The sequence below is a fragment of the Brevibacterium zhoupengii genome, from assembly GCF_021117425.1.
GTDB lineage: Bacteria > Actinomycetota > Actinomycetes > Actinomycetales > Brevibacteriaceae > Brevibacterium > Brevibacterium zhoupengii.
In genome coordinates, this window is the sequence record NZ_CP088298.1 from 2129947 (window position 1) to 2145136 (window position 15190).

The window sequence follows — 15190 nt, forward strand, 5'->3', positions numbered from 1 at the left end:
CGGCTCGGTACGGCACTGAGGTGGGAGTGGAGTCTCGTCGACACTGGCACACGAGGTGTTTTCAGAAGTTCCGTTGACCCAGCGCCTCGTACCGGCGCAGGCATCATCCAGACAAAGATAAGGGGCCAGTTCACCATGAACTGGCCCCTTATCAGCAGATCGGGTTACACGCGAGGGCGAGCCTCAGCGCAGAGAGTTCCCCGACCGCGACGCTTTGCTGTTACGGTTCTTTCCACCTGAAACCTGAGCGTCGATGGCGATCGTGTCGGCATCCGTGGCTCCGTTCGGCAAGTCGGAGTCCTGTGATACCTCGTCCTTGTCAGCTGTGGCCTTGTCTGCTGAGGTCGTCTTGTCGGACTCGGAACCAGTTGCTTCGGACGCAGCTGCCTTGGAATCGGTGGCCTCCGAAGAAGCGTCCTCATCCGATGCCTGAGGTGCTGTAGCCGCAGCCGCTGCCCCACCGGTACTGTCTCCACCCTTGGACCCGGCCTGAGCATCCTTGGGTGCCTTGGCATCGGCTCCGGAGGCTGCTTCGGGATCATCTGCGAGGAGGTCAGCGAGCTCCTGCTCATCGGCGATCTGTTCGGTGGCGTGGGATGCGGACTCGGCCTTGGCAGGATCGACTGATTCGCCTCCCATCACTCCTGGCATGGCGAACAGCGAACGGAGCTGATCGAGCTGAGCGGTGATCGTCTTGCGCTGCTTGGTCAGCAGGTCGACCTGAGACTGAGCCGATGCGACGTTGCGCTTGGCTTCGGCCGCGGACTCTTCGATCGTGGCCTCGGCTGTCGCGCGAGCTTCGCCGATGAGGGTCTGCGCGCGGGTCTTGCCGTCGGCGATGATGTCGTCGGCCTTCTTCACAGCATCCGCACGGGTCGTCTCGGCTCGTTCCGCAGCTTGCTTTGCTTCAGTATCGGCCTTCGCAGCACGTGCCTGGGCCTCATCGATGAGCTTCTTGTTCTCAACCTGAGCTGCGTCGTAGCGCTTCTTGCGATCGGACTCGGCCTCCTGGCGTTTACCGGCCAGCTCGACATCGAGTTCGTCTGCAGCCTTGGTTGAGGCCTCATCACGGGCCTTGGCCGAGGCGAGCAGCTCATCGGCCTGGGCTCGAGCGGTGCTGAGTGACTCATCCGATTGCGTCTTGGCTGCAGCGCGCAGATCCGCCGCTTCCTTCTCCGCGGTGGCCTTGAGTTCGGCGAGTTCGTGCTCGAGGCTCTCGCGTGCTTCCTTCGTGGCCGCCTCATTGGCTTCCTTGGCCTGGTTGTACTCACGTTCGGCAGTCGCCTTGAGCTCAGCGGCTCGCTTCTCGGCGGCCTTTACGGTCTCATCAGCGCGCATTTCGGCGGAGCTGATGATCGCGTCGGCCTCGGAGCGAGCATTCGAGAGAGTGTCGTTGCTTTCAGTGTGCATGCGCGCGCGTGCCGATGCGGCTTCGGCCCGGGCCTTATTGCGGATGGTCTCGGCATCGGAGTTGGCCTGCGAGAGTGTCTCACGGGCTTGGGACTCAGCGATCTTGAGAAGGTGGTCGATGCGGCTTCCGGGAGGGCCTGCGGCCTCGGCGCTGTCATTGGCGGCCTTCTTCAGCTGAGCCTTGGCTTCGGAGAGCTCGCCAGCAATCTGAAGCTTCGCGCGATCAGCGTTGATGACCTGACTACGTGCATCGGAGAGGGCCTTACGAACGGACTCGACCTCAGTCCGCAGCTGCTGCAGGCGAGAATCAACTTCACTTTTTTCGTAGCCGCGCATCGCTGTGCGGAATTCTTCGGTGGGCGTCACTGAAGTGGACTCCTGTCGTGTCAAGGGATGTGGTCAAATCGTCCACCCCCTACTCTAACGGACGCACCATGAGTGTTGGGTGCGAATACTCAAGCGCGGACGCGACTTGTCACTATGTGACACAGCCCCCGTGACCGAGGCCACAGACAGCTGGACTACCCTTGGATTAGAAAGAACTTCATCGATTTCCCTGCGCTTGAGTGGGGTTCGAAAACCTGAGGAGGAAATATGGCTGAAGCAGTGATCGTCGCGGGTGCGCGCACGCCGTTCGGACGTCTGCAGGGAGGTCTGTCATCGCTGACAGCTGTGCAGCTCGGGGGCAAGGCCATCGCGGGCGCGCTCGGCCGAGCTGGCATCACCGGCGACGACGTCGAATACGTCATCATGGGCCAGGTCCTGCAGGCAGGACTCGGGCAGGGGCCGGCACGTCAGGCCGCTGTTGAAGCAGGCATCCCCATGAACGTGCCCGGTGTGACCGTGAACAAACTGTGCCTCTCTGGCATCAACGCGATCACCCAGGCCGCCCAGCTGGTGCGGGCTGGCGAATACGATGTCGTCGTTGCCGGCGGCCAGGAGTCGATGAGCCTGGCACCCCACCTTCTGGAGAAATCGCGCTCGGGTTACAAGTACGGCGACGTGGTGGTCAAGGACCACATGGACTACGACGGACTGTGGGACGCCTTCACGGACCAGGCCATGGGTGGCCTGACCGAAGACGCCAACGCCGGTGACTTCGAATTCTCCCGTGAGGACCAGGACTCCTTCGCAGCCCGTTCGCATCAGCGCGCGGCCACAGCCTGGGAGTCGGGCCTCTTCGGCGATGAAGTCGAACCTGTCACCATCGCCGGCCGCAAGGGCGATGTGACTGTGTCCACCGATGAAGGTGTGCGCGCCGAGACCACACCAGAGTCCATGGCCAAGCTGCGACCAGCCTTCCGCAAGGACGGAACCATCACCGCGGGAAACGCGTCACAGATCTCCGACGGTGCATGCGCCGTCGTCGTCATGTCCCGAGAGAAGGCCGAGGAGCTCGGTGCTCCGATCCTCGCTGAGATCCGCTCCCATGGATGGACGGCAGGCCCGGACTCCTCCCTCCAGCATCAGCCGTCGCAGGCGATCCAGGCAGCCGCAGAGAAGGAAGGTGTTGCCGCTGATTCCTTCGACCTCTACGAAATCAACGAAGCCTTCGCCGCGGTGGGCCTGGCCAGTTCAAAGGACCTGGGTGTTGATCCGGAGAAGGTCAACGTCAATGGTGGTGCAGTGGCACTCGGCCACCCGATCGGCGCTTCCGGCGCGCGCATCGTACTGACTCTGGCCCTTGAGCTCCAGCGCCGAGGTGGCGGAACCGGTGTCGCCGCGCTCTGCGGAGGCGGGGGCCAGGGAGACTCACTCATCATCACTGTGCCCGCACAGAACTGATCTCGGCTGCCACTCATCCCACACACAACAGATCACGACCTACGAGGAGATCATCATGCTCGTCGCATTCTCCGTCGCTCCCAGCGGCGGTGACAGCACAGACGCCTCAGTCCATGACGCGGTAGCCGCAGCAGTCGAGGTGGTCCGACGTTCCGGACTGCCGCACCGAACCGATTCGATGTTCACCACGATCGAAGGTAACTGGGACGAGGTGTTCGCCGTGGTCAAGGAGGCCACGGACATCGTCGGCGAGTTCGGTCCACGCGTGGCGTTGGTCCTGAAGGCCGATATTCGACCGGGATACACGGGGGAGATCGATGGCAAGCTCGAACGACTGGAAAAGGCCATCGACGCGCGCGGCGGCGACTGATCAGCCCTCAGCTCTGCAGTCGTTCGTCTTGGGTGGCTGCATTGAGCCCGCAGTACCTGGAGTGCGATGCCGAGGGCAGCGGATACGGGGTAGTGGGTACTCAACGGTAAGTTCGATGCAGACGAAACTTTCGGGAAATTCCTAGTGACGTACGTCTCATTCAGGTCTACTCTTTTCTTAAGAAAGAAGGAGATGAACAATGAATGGATCCACCTACTTCACTACAGCCACCGCACTGACGATGGTTGCCCTGCTCGGTTTCATGGCTGCCGGCTTCTTTCCTGTCATCGTCGACTTCGCCTTCGCCATCGAAGCCGTGGCCGTCATTCTGGCCTTGACCGGGCTTGTGATGGTCGCATTTGTGACTGTGCGGAAGTCGTTGGAGCGTGCCGCTCGCCTGTATTGAGGCAATGACAGATCACTGTGTGATTCGCGGGATCGACGAGGATTATTGACACCGGTCCGTGCCGATGTTTCGGAGTTCGACTCCGGGGCATCGGCGCGGGCCGCTTTCTGTTCTGGATCAGGAATCAGTTAGGATATTTGAGCCTCCGTAGCTCAGTTGGATAGAGCAACCGCCTTCTAAGCGGTAGGCCGCGGGTTCGAGCCCCGCCGGGGGTACTTTTTGTGCTCTGACGGACCGTTTGCCCCACCTGTATTTCTCTGCAAAGACCAATTACCACGCGCTACGGCGTGGCAATTGGTGCACGGCTGGGAAAACATAGAGAGTGGATGCGTGATGACAGACAGTAAGAGTGCCGTGACGCCACCAGTGGGAGGGGCGCTGAGCGATATCGCGAAGCGAGTCTCAGAAACCCGCTTCACCCTGCAGACTGACGACTTCGCCGACGGTCGCGAACTGCACCGTCAGCTTTCCTCAGAGCTGACGGACTATCTGCTGCCGCGCATCAATCGGACACAGACGCCCTTCATGATCGCAGTCGGTGGTTCGACCGGAGCTGGCAAGTCCACCTTGGTAAATTCCCTGGTCGGTCGAACGGTGACTCCCGCTGGAGTGCGCCGCCCGACGACGGGCAACCCGATCGTGGTGCACAACCCCGCCGACTCCAAATTCTTCGAATCGCAGTCCTTTCTGTCGGACCTGCCGCGCAGTACGGACCCGGCGACTCAGACGCCCTCAGTCGTACTCATTCCCGATGACGGTGTGGAGCCGGGTACGGCGGTGCTCGACTGCCCGGATATTGACTCCATCGCCGAGTCGAACCGTGAGTTGGCCCGCCGCATTCTGATGAGTGCTGACCTGTGGATGTTCGTGACCACAGCCAACCGCTATGCCGACGCCGCACCCTGGGCGCTGCTCAAAGACGCCGCTGTCCGCAACACCTCGGTGGCGATCGTGCTCGACCGGGTACCGCCGCAGGCGAACCGCGAGGTCCGGCACCATCTATCCAGCCTCCTGTCCGAGTCTGGGCTGGCGAATTCTCCGATCTTCGCTGTGGCCGAGCTCGAACTGGAGGACGGGTTGCTTCCACACTCCGCGATCTATCCGATTCGTTCCTGGATCAGCCAGGTGAGCTCGGAGTGCCGCTCGCAGGACCGGATTCGTCAGCGCACCCTCACTGGTTCGATCGGTGCGATGCCGGCCCAGGTGAAGTCGTTGGCCGCCTTCGCAGAAAGTCAGGAGACCACGTTCGACCGACTGCAGGCCAGCCTCGATGAGACGTTCAAATCTGCGGAAGACGGACTTGCTCAGATATTCTCCGACGGCCGTGTGCTGCACGGAGAGGTCAACGCGAGGTGGCAGGACTTTGTGGGAACGGGTCAGTTGTTCCGCGGGCTGGAGCCCACGATGGCTCGCATGCGCGACCGGATCTCTGCGGCTGTCACCGGCAAACACGATGCCGCCTCGCCCCTGCACATTGCGATTCTGCGCAGCGCAGCGATCTCCTTGCGGGAACAGGCGATCGGCGTCGTCGAAGAGGTCAGCACGCAATGGCTGCGCGACTCGGCAGGCTCGGCGCTGCTCGATGCCTACCCTGAGTTGCGCCACAGTTCGACGGATCTTGAAGATTCCGTGAAGTCTGCCGTCAGCGGATGGTCGAATGAGGTGAATGCGCTGGTGCGAGAGATCGGCCAGGGCAAGAAGTCCAAGGCGAGAATTCTGTCCTTTGGCGTCGGCGGAGTCTGTGCCGTCGTGGAATACGCGGCATTCTGGGATCCGAAGTTCACGAACGCCGGTGACCAAGCGTCGCGCAACGACGCCAACGTCGCCCTCAGCCTGGCCGGCACGATCTTCGGTGAGCAGGAAGCTGTGAATCTCATCGGATCGATTCGGGATCGCTTCCTGACCACTGCTGCAGGAATCATCGGCGGATGCCGGGCTCCCTTTGACAACGTACTACGACTATCCGCGGTACCGGCGCGGCAAGCAGGCGCCCTGCGCGCCTCCGGTGATCGACTTGAGGTGGCATTGTGAACGATCCTGCACAGTCCGAGATCAGACGTCGAGCCGAAGGAATTCGGCAGACCCTGTCCCTGGGACCTGACAAGCTGAGCGCCGAAGTTCGTACGGACGCGCAGAACCTGCTCGACCGTGCCGAGGATCGACTCGGCCTGGGTGAGGAGTTCACTGTCGTGGCCTTCGCCGGTTCCACCGGTTCGGGGAAGTCGTCTCTGTTCAATGCCGTTGCCGGACTGGACATCGCCCGCGTCGGCGTTCGTCGACCGACGACTTCCCGTCCCACCGCGTGCGTCTGGGGCGAAGGCGGCAACGACATCCTCAATTGGCTCCACGTTCCCGAGCGCAGCCGGACCTGGCGCGAATCAGCGCTCGACGGTGATGATCAGCGCAAGCTGCACGGCCTGATTCTCCTTGACCTGCCTGACCATGATTCGACCGCGGTCAAGCACCGCGTTGAGTCTGATCGTCTGGTCGGACTCGTCGATGTGGTGTTCTGGGTCGTTGACCCACAGAAATACGCTGACTTCTCGCTCCACTCCGAATATTTGGCGAAGCTGGCTGAGAACAGCTCGAACATGGTGGTCGTTCTCAACCAGGTCGACAAACTCAGTGACGAAGAGCGGAAGGCGGCCTCCGATCATCTGCAGCAGCTGCTGGTGGAAGACGGACTCACCGACACCAAAGTTCACATGACTTCGGCTGTCACAAGAGACGGAATCCCTCAGATCCGGTCGATCTTGGCCGACACCGTCGACTCCAAACAGGCGGCATCGGAGAGGCTCCTCGCCGACATGCAGGCCATGGCCAAGCGGTTGCAGAACGAACTCGGCGAGCCTGTGGTTCCTCCGGACGAACGTTCGGGAGCGTCGCGTCTGGTGGAGACCATGTCCGATGCCGCAGGTGTCGAGGCTGTGGCCCAGACCGTCCATGACGACTATATTCGCCGTGCCTACCGCAAGACAGGCTACCCAGTCCTGGCGTGGATGCAGAGAAACGCACCCGATCCGTTGGGAGCCAAACACGGTCAGAGCAGGGAGGAGCTTATCCGCGCATCGGTGCCAGCCACCAGCAGAGCACAGAGTTCCCAAGTCCGTCTGATGGCCCATGAGCTCATCACGGAATCCGTGTCCTCGCTGCCCAGACCTTGGCAGACCGCAGTTGCGGAAGCGGAGAAGGCAAGTACCACGGAACTGTCTGAAACCCTCGACTCGGCCGTGACAGCTGTGGATATCAAACCGCGGGCACCAGGCTGGTGGTCAGTGGCCAGGGTCCTGCAGATCATCTTCTTCATCGCCACGATCCTGGGACTCCTGGGGGTCATCGCCGCCGCGCTTCTGGCGATCTTCGCTCCGGGGGCGATCCCAGGATGGACCTGGTTCGTCACGATCGGGCTGCTGGTGGTGGGCATCATCGGCTCCGTTGTGACATCGATGATCGCCAAGTCCGCGCGCAGCAAGGGAGCTGACGAAGCTGCCGGTGAGGTTGACCGAAAGCTTCGCGACGCCGTCGGCAGTGTTGCGCAGAGTTCGTACCTGGAGCCGGTCAACTCCGTGATCGACGAGCACCGCCGAGCTTACGAGAAGCTGCACTGATACTTGGGTGCACAGGAGCTCAGACTCATGTGCCAATGCCCTGTGGACGTTCAACGACTGTCCACAGGGCATTTTTCATGTCTGGACGAGAGCATCATCTGCCGCGCCCACTGGTAGTTGACGTGATGGACCGATTCACACTGCATCGCCCCCGATGGGTGATCTGGTAGGGCCATCCCGGAACGCCCCAAGAAGTGAGGTAACACGATGTCCATCATCCCGATCAATCTCAGCGGCACAGTCGCCGCCGATCCGCAGAGCCGAACCTTGCCGTCGGGCAGAGCTTGCGCCTCCTTTCGGTTGGCCGTCAATCATTGGCGTCTGGACAAGGGGACCGGAGAGTATCTCGCCGACACTACCTCGTGGTTCAGCGTCGACTGCTATGGGCCGCTGGCCAGCAACTGCTCGATGAGTCTGCATCAGGGCATGTCCGTCGTCGTTCAAGGGACTCTGAAGATTCGGGAATGGTCGACTGAGGAGAAGCGTGGAATCGCTCCGACTGTCGTTGCCGAACACATCGGCCCCGATCTTCGCTACGGCACTGCCAACTATCAGAAATCCAACAACCCGAATCGGCAAACCGAGAGTCAACAGCAGGCAGCTTCGGGCGGCGACTCGGGCTGGGACAGCCTTGCCGGTGAGCTCCCGACCAGCAGTCCCGGCGCCTCCGAACCATCGAACCTCGATGCGCTGGAGGACACGGACGGAGTCGAAGAGGACGGACCGAGAGATGACACTGGGGGAGAACCCGGAAGCGGCGACGACGCTATAGCACGAGAGACGGTGAAGGCAGCAGCGCCGTTCTGAGCACACCGCTGACGGGGGCTGACCGGCTTCAGCGGAGAAATCTCGTCGGCAGACGGGACACCTAGCGCCTGGTATGGCACGCCGTTTGTGCCCGTGATCGGCTAAGGTGAGACTGTTAATCGTTCCCACCTGCTGAGGTTGTTGATGCGTCTCGTTCCCCTCCTAGGTCTTGGAGCCCTGACCTTGGCTCTCTCGGGTTGTTCGCTGCTGGGATTGGGCGGCGATGATTCCTCGCCCACTCCGGCTCGCACCCCAGCGAAGCCAGTTGCAGAAGTCGACAAGGTCGTTGCCGCCCTCAAGCCTCTGACCGGCAATGAAGACAAAGTTCCATCGACGAAGAAGTTCTTCACCACGATGATCGATGCCGGCTACGATCCGGAACAGCTTGAGGCGACAATCGATGACTCCCCTCTGGGTAATGACGTGCCCTCGAAGATGTTCGGCGTCAAGACGGACAAAGGGTGTGTGATCGGGGAGATTCGAAAGGGAAAGGCCACCGCAGAGCTGATGCCGCCCACCGACTCGACAGGGGCATGTCTGCTCGGGGAGGTCGAACGTCCGAAGGGTGTGAAGGCGCCCACGGGTGACAAGCGTGAGAAGGACGGCGATTCCAACGGTGCCGGGCACATGCCTGGTGAGGACATCAACGGCAAGGACGGGCCCACCGAGAGCCCGTCACCGGATGAGGGATCAGATGATACATCGTCGCAGGATACGTCATCAGCTGGTTCATCATCCGAAGGCAACACCTCAGGAAACTCCTCCGAAGGATCCCCATCAGAAGAAGGATCTTCGGAGGAAGGCTCCTCATCGACCGGCGGGTCTGCCGAAGGGTCCTCGTCGGGTGAAGCTCCCTCACTTGGCGGCGGCTGATCACGGGTTATCAGCCACCGGACCAATTGGCACTTGAAGGTCGACAACCGATAGCCTGAGGTTACTATGGCCGAATTCATTTACACCCTTCACAAGGCGCGTAAAGCGCACGGCGACAAAGTCATCCTCGATGACGTGTCGATGTCCTTCTACCCCGGTGCGAAGATCGGCATGGTCGGTCCCAACGGTGCCGGTAAGTCCACGATCCTCAAGATCATGGCCGGGCTCGAACAGCCGTCCAATGGTGAGGCCCGACTCAGCCCCGGATACACCGTGGGCATTCTCCTGCAGGAGCCGCCCCTGAACGAGGACAAGACCGTCCTCGGCAACGTCCAAGAAGGCGTCGGTGAGATCAAGGCCAAGCTGGATCGCTTCAACGCAATCTCCGAAGAGATGGCCAGCCCGGACGCCGACTTCGATGCCCTGATGGAAGAGATGGGCAAGCTCCAGGAAGCGATCGATGCTGCGGACGCGTGGGATCTCGACTCCCAGCTCGAACAGGCGATGGACGCTCTTCGCTGCCCACCGCCGGACGCCGAAGTCAGCGTCCTCTCCGGTGGTGAGCGCCGCCGCGTGGCGCTGTGCAAGCTGCTGCTGGAGAAGCCTGATCTGCTGCTGCTCGACGAGCCGACAAACCACCTGGATGCTGAGTCCGTGCTGTGGTTGGAGCAGCATCTGCGTTCCTACCCCGGTGCTGTCATCGCGATCACTCACGATAGGTACTTCCTTGATCACGTGGCCGAATGGATTGCTGAGATCGACCGCGGACACCTCTACCCTTATGAAGGCAACTACTCGACCTACCTCGAGAAGAAGCAGGAACGCCTCCAGGTCCAGGGCAAGAAGGACGCGAAGCTGTCCAAGCGCCTGAAAGACGAACTTGAATGGGTCCGGTCGAATCCGAAGGCCAAGCAGACGAAGTCGAAGGCACGTCTGGCCCGGTACGAGGAGATGGCGGCAGAAGCCGAGAAGACCAAGAAGCTGGACTTCGAAGAGATTCAGATCCCCGCTGGCCCCCGCCTCGGCGATATCGTCATCGAAGCCTCCAACCTGCAGAAGGGCTACGGAGACCGTCTGCTCATCGACGGTCTCAGCTTCTCGCTGCCGCGAAACGGCATCGTCGGAGTCATCGGGCCCAACGGCGTGGGCAAGTCGACCCTGTTCAAGACCATCGTCGGATACGAGGAACTGGACGGGGGCGAACTCAAGATCGGCGACAGCGTCAAAACGTCGTATGTCGATCAGTCCCGCGGCGGCATCGACTCCAATAAGAACCTTTGGGAAGTCGTCTCCGACGGACTCGACTTCATTCAGGTGGGCAACGTCGAGATGCCGTCGAGGGCCTATGTCTCCGCATTCGGCTTCAAAGGCCCGGACCAGCAGAAGAAGGCTGGTGTGCTCTCCGGTGGTGAGCGCAACCGCCTCAACCTGGCGCTGACGCTCAAACAGGGCGGAAACCTGCTGCTGCTTGACGAACCGACGAACGACCTGGACGTCGAGACACTCGGCTCCTTGGAAAACGCACTCCTCGAGTTCCCCGGCTGTGCCGTCGTCGTCTCGCACGACCGTTGGTTCCTTGACCGGGTGGCTACTCACATCCTCGCCTGGGAAGGCACGGAAGAGGATCCCGCCAAGTGGTACTGGTTCGAAGGTAACTTCGAGTCCTATGAGGAGAACAAGGTCGAACGACTCGGTGAAGACGCTGCTCGTCCGCACCGCGTGACACACCGCCGCCTCACTCGCGACTGATCGAATTCTGTGAGCTGCGCCGACTGAGCGCAGCTCACAGAATTCTCATACATATGTTGATGCCCCGGTCGATGACCGGGGCATCAACATATTCATCTTGGTCTCAGCTTGCTGGCGGTGGCTGCCGACGGCGAGAGAACACACCGCCGATCCATTGCAGGAGCTTGAACAGATACCGCACGGCAAGGGTGCCGACAATTCCGATGATCATCGCTATGAGAGCAATCAGGGCAAGATTCATCTCCACGTTCTCGCGGAGGAACACCAGGGCGAGAATCGTGATGATGATGAAGAGTGCGACATTGACCAAGCGAGAGAGAATCTTTCCGAGAATCTCTATCATCGCGATATCTTTGCTCACTGCTGTGCCTTCACACGGACCATGCCCTCTTGAGCCACCGTTGCCAACAGTTCACCGGTCTGGGCGAAGATGCGACCATAGCCGAGGCCCCGACCGCCCTGCGCCGCAGGAGACTCTTGGACGTAGAGCATCCACTCATCGACACGAACGCGACGATGCCACCACATCGCGTGGTCCAGGCTGGCCACCCGGAGACCGGGACTCGTCCAACTCAGACCCTGTCGACGCAGCACCGGTTCGAGCAGGTTGAAGTCGCTGGCATAGGCCAATGCGGCGGCATTGAGGACCGGATCGTCGCCGAACAGCGAGCTGGCGCGGAACCACACGTGCTGCTGATCTCGTTGCCGATCATCGGTAGATGTGAGGTACAGGGATGCCTCGACCGGACGGATCTCGAATGGACGCTTATTCAGCCATTCGGTCACTTGGGGTGTGTCCTGACCCGCCAGAATGTCGCGCAGCTCGGGGCAATCCTGCGGGCCAGGCAGCCCGGTGGGCATGGTCTCTGCATGTTCCAGCCCCTCCTGTTCGACCTGGAAGGAGGCGATCAGCGACAGGATCGGGGCGTCCTTCTGGTACGCGTGCACGCGCCGAGCAGAGAAAGATCGCCCGTCACGCAGTCGTTCGACACCGAATTCGATCGGTTCGCTGACATCCCCGGCGCGCAGAAAGTAGCCGTGAAGCGAGTGGATGAGACGATCCTCCGGCAGGGTCGCGGCAGCGGCCACCACGGATTGCGCGACGACCTGACCGCCGTAGACACGCCCATCCGGTTTGTATTGGTTCTGCCCCACGAAGTAGTCGCTCTCCCGCGACGCCGAGGTGAAGCTCAGACTTTCGAGTTCGAGCACTTTGCGTAACGTGTCGACGTTCGCCTCGGCCGTCGTGGGTTCTGCATCGCTCATAAGGGCCTCCAGCCTGCGACAATGATTCTCGTCCGTTCGTTCACGATCCTATCGTGGCCGCCACCTCAGCGGTGAAGGTGGCATGATGGGACGTATGCACAACGGCACCACGAATCCCCATCTGAACGAATTCACACGAGTCCTGCTGGAACTGAGATGGGGGGACATGGATGCCTATGGCCACGTCAACAATGTCACCCAGCTGCGCCTGCTCGAAGAGGCTCGCGTCCGCGCTTTAGGCTCTCCGACACACAGCACCGATGCGCCCACGACCCCCGGTCAATCGGGCATTGCCGAGACAGTCTCGGGGATCATAATTCCCTCGATCTTCGCCGAGGCGTCGGAGACTACCGAGCTGCTCGTCGCCTCACACGCGATCGAATATCGCCGTCCCATTCCCTACCGTGCAGGTCCGATCGCCATCGATCTTGTCATCAGCGAGGTCAAACCAGCGTCTGTGACGATCGGTTACAGCATCGCCGAACCTGATGGGTCGGTCGGCTATACGCTGGCCGAGACGGTCATCGTCTTCGTGGACAGGACGAGTTCCCGACCGCGTCGGTTGAACCAGGAGGAGACAGCAGCAATGGAAGACGTCATTCGACCTGCAGTACCGATGCGGGGGCGCAAGCGATGACCGAACTCGAAATCGCCGATCCTCTGGCGATGAAGGACCTGGCCGCGTTCACCTCCTTGGCTCACCGGCTCGACCCAGATGGGGCAATGCGACTGCATGTGTCATCGACCGTGCTCGTCGTCACCGTTGCACCCCTGTATCCGCACGGGATCGGAGACTCCACACCGCTGGTGCTCGCAATGCGTATGCTGCGCCTGAGCGGACCGGAGATGGATGGCCTCGACGAGGTTGTTCCCCTGGCCAACCTCAAGGACCGTTTCGCACGGGCCGAAAACGACACACGCCTGCCTGTGCCTCCGAACTCGGTGCTGGTGTCGTGGACCGGCATTGCCCCGCCGAAAGGACAGTGGGCGGTTCGCGACAGAATCTCCGGCGCTGAGATTCGATCCACCGCCGAGGCTGGAGTGAAAGAGATCAGCGACGGAGCTCCCGAAGGCGCGGGATCACATGCTGTGAAGGCGCTGCGTTCGCGTGTGTGGTCGAAGCCGATGTCAGCCAGTGGAGGCACCGAGCTGCCCGGGGGACTCGCATTCGCCGCGAATGCGCTGCGATTCGTACCCGATGCCGAGACCGCCCCGGCGGGAGAGTCGGAAGAATATGACGTATTCGAGACCTCCGGTTGGCTGCGGATCACGACACCGGGCGGTCATCTGCTGACCCGGGCGAAGTAGGCCCATCACAGGAAGCTCTGCACTGCTTTAGGAGCCATCGCAGCGAGCCTCGTGCTCAGAGACCCATGTACGGAAGGGCTCTGCTCAGACCGGGTTGCTGTTGGTGTTGACCATGGCTGTGGCCGCACGCTGGAAATAGTCCCAGAAGATCTCGTCGTAGAGCGGGGCAAGTGCCACATCGTCAAGGGCTGCGCGCATCGCGGCCAACCACCGGTCACGCGCATCGAAGTCGACAGGGAAGGGGAAGTGGCGCATCCGCAGGCGCGGGTGGCCCCGTTCCTCCTGGTAAGTCGTCGGCCCCCCGAAGTACTGTTCCAAGAACATTTGGAGGCGGTGCTTTGCTCCGGTGAGGTCGTGCCCCTCCGGGTACATGGCGATGAGCACCTCGTCTTGGTCGACATGGTCGTAGAAGACATCGACGAGACGGGTGAAGGTGGGATGACCTCCGACCGCTTCGAAAATGGTCTCGTTTGATGTCTGAGTCATGGTCAGTTCTCTCCGTCTGCTGCGTTGGTGCCGGATTCATCAGCGGTCGCCCGGATCTCGTCATCGCTGGGCAGTGGCGAGGGGCCGGTGTCGGTGTTCCGCCGTGTCATGTGGGTGGGTTGAGGCTCCTCGTCGGAGCTGGTCGTGGTCGTCGAGTCCGGTGAGTCGGCCTCTCGCGGAAGCGTCCTGAGGACGGTTTCCTGAATGATCGGGATGGTGATTCCGCGCCTGTCGAACTCATTGGTGAGTTCCGCCCGGAATGCACGCTCGACCATCCACTGCAGATTGGGCTTGGTCTTGATCATCGTTCTGATGACCCTGTACTCAGCCGAGAGCGACTGGACTCCGGCGATTTCTGGGACTTCGAGCATCGCGGAGGCGACCTCGGTGTCCTTGGCCATTTCAGCAGTGACTGTCTGCGTGATCTCACGGTAGGTGTCCATCGAGGTGGAGTAGTTGACGGGGATCTCGAGCACGGCACGTGCCCAGCCCTGTGACAGGTTCCCGACTCGCATGATCTCACCGTTGCGCACATGCCACAGGGTGCCGGTGAGGTCGCGCACCGCCGTCTTGCGCAGGCCGAAGTCCTCAACTTCGCCGACTGCTTCCCCGAGGTCGACTGTGTCGCCGATGCCGTACTGATCCTCGATGACCATGAAGAATCCCGAGAGATAGTCCCTGACGAGCTCCTGCGCGCCGAAGGCCAATGCCACACCGACAACACCTGCCGAGGCCAGAATGGGTGCGATGTTGAAGTTCAACTGGTCGAGGACCATGAGGATCGCGACGGCGCTGATGAGGATCGTCGCCACCGATGAGAGCATCCGACCGACAGTCTTCGCGCGCTGAGCACGGCGTTCGCGGATTGTCGCCGGGTCGATGCCCGTCCGCTGCGATTCCATGACCGTCGCCGAGAACTTGCCGCTCTCCGCCGCCTTCTGACTGCCGACGGTGCCTTTGGCCACAGCAGTGGAGAAGCGTCGGATGAAGTACCTCATCACCATGTTGAGCACGATGGCGATGATGATGATGATGAGGATCCTCAACGGTGCGTCGAGGAGAAAGTCCCAGTCGATCTTTGGTGCGGACAGCAGGTCGGTCTTCAATGCATCGAAAGTCATG

At 61.3% G+C, this 15190-nt stretch carries 15 protein-coding genes and 1 tRNA gene; 11 read left to right on the top strand and 5 right to left on the bottom strand.

Annotated elements, in window-relative coordinates; genetic code table 11:
• Nucleotides 1–183: 183 nt before the first annotated feature.
• The gene (locus tag LQ788_RS09675; protein WP_231447187.1) at nt 184–1776 is read right to left on the bottom strand and encodes a coiled-coil domain-containing protein; all 1593 of its coding nucleotides are present in this window, start codon (nt 1774–1776) and stop codon (nt 184–186) included.
• A 228-nt stretch (nt 1777–2004) separates the two neighbouring features.
• On the opposite strand from LQ788_RS09675, the gene LQ788_RS09680 reads away from it, so the two are divergent.
• The 9 genes from LQ788_RS09680 to ettA all read left to right on the top strand — a co-directional run bounded on the left by LQ788_RS09680 (nt 2005) and on the right by ettA (nt 11008).
• Entirely contained in the window at nt 2005–3195 is a 1191-nt protein-coding gene (locus LQ788_RS09680) for an acetyl-CoA C-acetyltransferase (RefSeq protein WP_231447189.1), read from the top strand.
• A gap of 55 nt (nt 3196–3250) precedes the next feature.
• Nucleotides 3251–3565: a thiamine-binding protein gene (locus tag LQ788_RS09685; RefSeq protein ID WP_231447191.1), complete on the top strand. Its 315-nt coding sequence runs from the start codon at nt 3251–3253 to the stop codon at nt 3563–3565.
• Nucleotides 3566–3764: 199 nt separating this feature from the next.
• A complete protein-coding gene (locus LQ788_RS09690) occupies nt 3765–3971 on the top strand; it encodes a hypothetical protein (RefSeq protein ID WP_009884062.1) in 207 nt (68 codons plus the stop codon).
• Between the two features lie 141 nt (nt 3972–4112).
• Nucleotides 4113–4186: transfer RNA gene (locus LQ788_RS09695), tRNA-Arg, on the top strand.
• Nucleotides 4187–4304: 118 nt separating this feature from the next.
• The gene (locus tag LQ788_RS09700) at nt 4305–6002 is read left to right on the top strand and encodes a dynamin family protein (protein ID WP_231447193.1); all 1698 of its coding nucleotides are present in this window, start codon (nt 4305–4307) and stop codon (nt 6000–6002) included.
• Entirely contained in the window at nt 5999–7579 is a 1581-nt protein-coding gene (locus LQ788_RS09705; protein WP_231447194.1) for a GTPase, read from the top strand. The genes LQ788_RS09700 and LQ788_RS09705 overlap by 4 nt, the downstream gene beginning before the upstream one ends.
• Nucleotides 7580–7786: 207 nt before the next feature.
• Complete coding sequence (locus LQ788_RS09710; RefSeq protein WP_231447196.1) at nt 7787–8386, top strand: single-stranded DNA-binding protein; 600 nt, start codon at nt 7787–7789, stop codon at nt 8384–8386.
• Nucleotides 8387–8530: 144 nt separating this feature from the next.
• Nucleotides 8531–9259: a DUF6993 domain-containing protein gene (locus LQ788_RS09715; protein ID WP_231447198.1), complete on the top strand. Its 729-nt coding sequence runs from the start codon at nt 8531–8533 to the stop codon at nt 9257–9259.
• Nucleotides 9260–9325: 66 nt separating this feature from the next.
• Complete coding sequence (gene ettA, locus LQ788_RS09720; RefSeq protein WP_231447200.1) at nt 9326–11008, top strand: energy-dependent translational throttle protein EttA; 1683 nt, start codon at nt 9326–9328, stop codon at nt 11006–11008.
• A 103-nt stretch (nt 11009–11111) separates the two neighbouring features.
• Here ettA and LQ788_RS09725 read toward each other — a convergent pair whose 3' ends face one another.
• Entirely contained in the window at nt 11112–11369 is a 258-nt protein-coding gene (locus LQ788_RS09725) for a hypothetical protein (protein ID WP_231447202.1), read from the bottom strand.
• Nucleotides 11366–12274 (bottom strand): acyl-CoA thioesterase, encoded by a 909-nt coding sequence (locus LQ788_RS09730; RefSeq protein ID WP_231447204.1) that lies wholly within the window; start codon nt 12272–12274, stop codon nt 11366–11368. The genes LQ788_RS09725 and LQ788_RS09730 overlap by 4 nt, the downstream gene beginning before the upstream one ends.
• An 82-nt stretch (nt 12275–12356) precedes the next feature.
• Here LQ788_RS09730 and LQ788_RS09735 point away from each other — a divergent pair, with 82 nt between their 5' ends.
• Nucleotides 12357–12911 (top strand): acyl-CoA thioesterase, encoded by a 555-nt coding sequence (locus LQ788_RS09735; RefSeq protein WP_231447205.1) that lies wholly within the window; start codon nt 12357–12359, stop codon nt 12909–12911.
• Nucleotides 12908–13582: a hypothetical protein gene (locus LQ788_RS09740; protein ID WP_231447207.1), complete on the top strand. Its 675-nt coding sequence runs from the start codon at nt 12908–12910 to the stop codon at nt 13580–13582. Before LQ788_RS09735 ends, LQ788_RS09740 begins: the two co-directional genes overlap by 4 nt.
• An 84-nt stretch (nt 13583–13666) precedes the next feature.
• On the opposite strand, the gene LQ788_RS09745 is transcribed toward LQ788_RS09740, so the two are convergent.
• A complete protein-coding gene (locus LQ788_RS09745) occupies nt 13667–14068 on the bottom strand; it encodes a globin (RefSeq protein WP_231447209.1) in 402 nt (133 codons plus the stop codon).
• Between the two features lie 2 nt (nt 14069–14070).
• Nucleotides 14071–15189 (bottom strand): mechanosensitive ion channel family protein, encoded by a 1119-nt coding sequence (locus LQ788_RS09750; protein WP_231447211.1) that lies wholly within the window; start codon nt 15187–15189, stop codon nt 14071–14073.
• Nucleotide 15190: the final 1 nt, after the last annotated feature.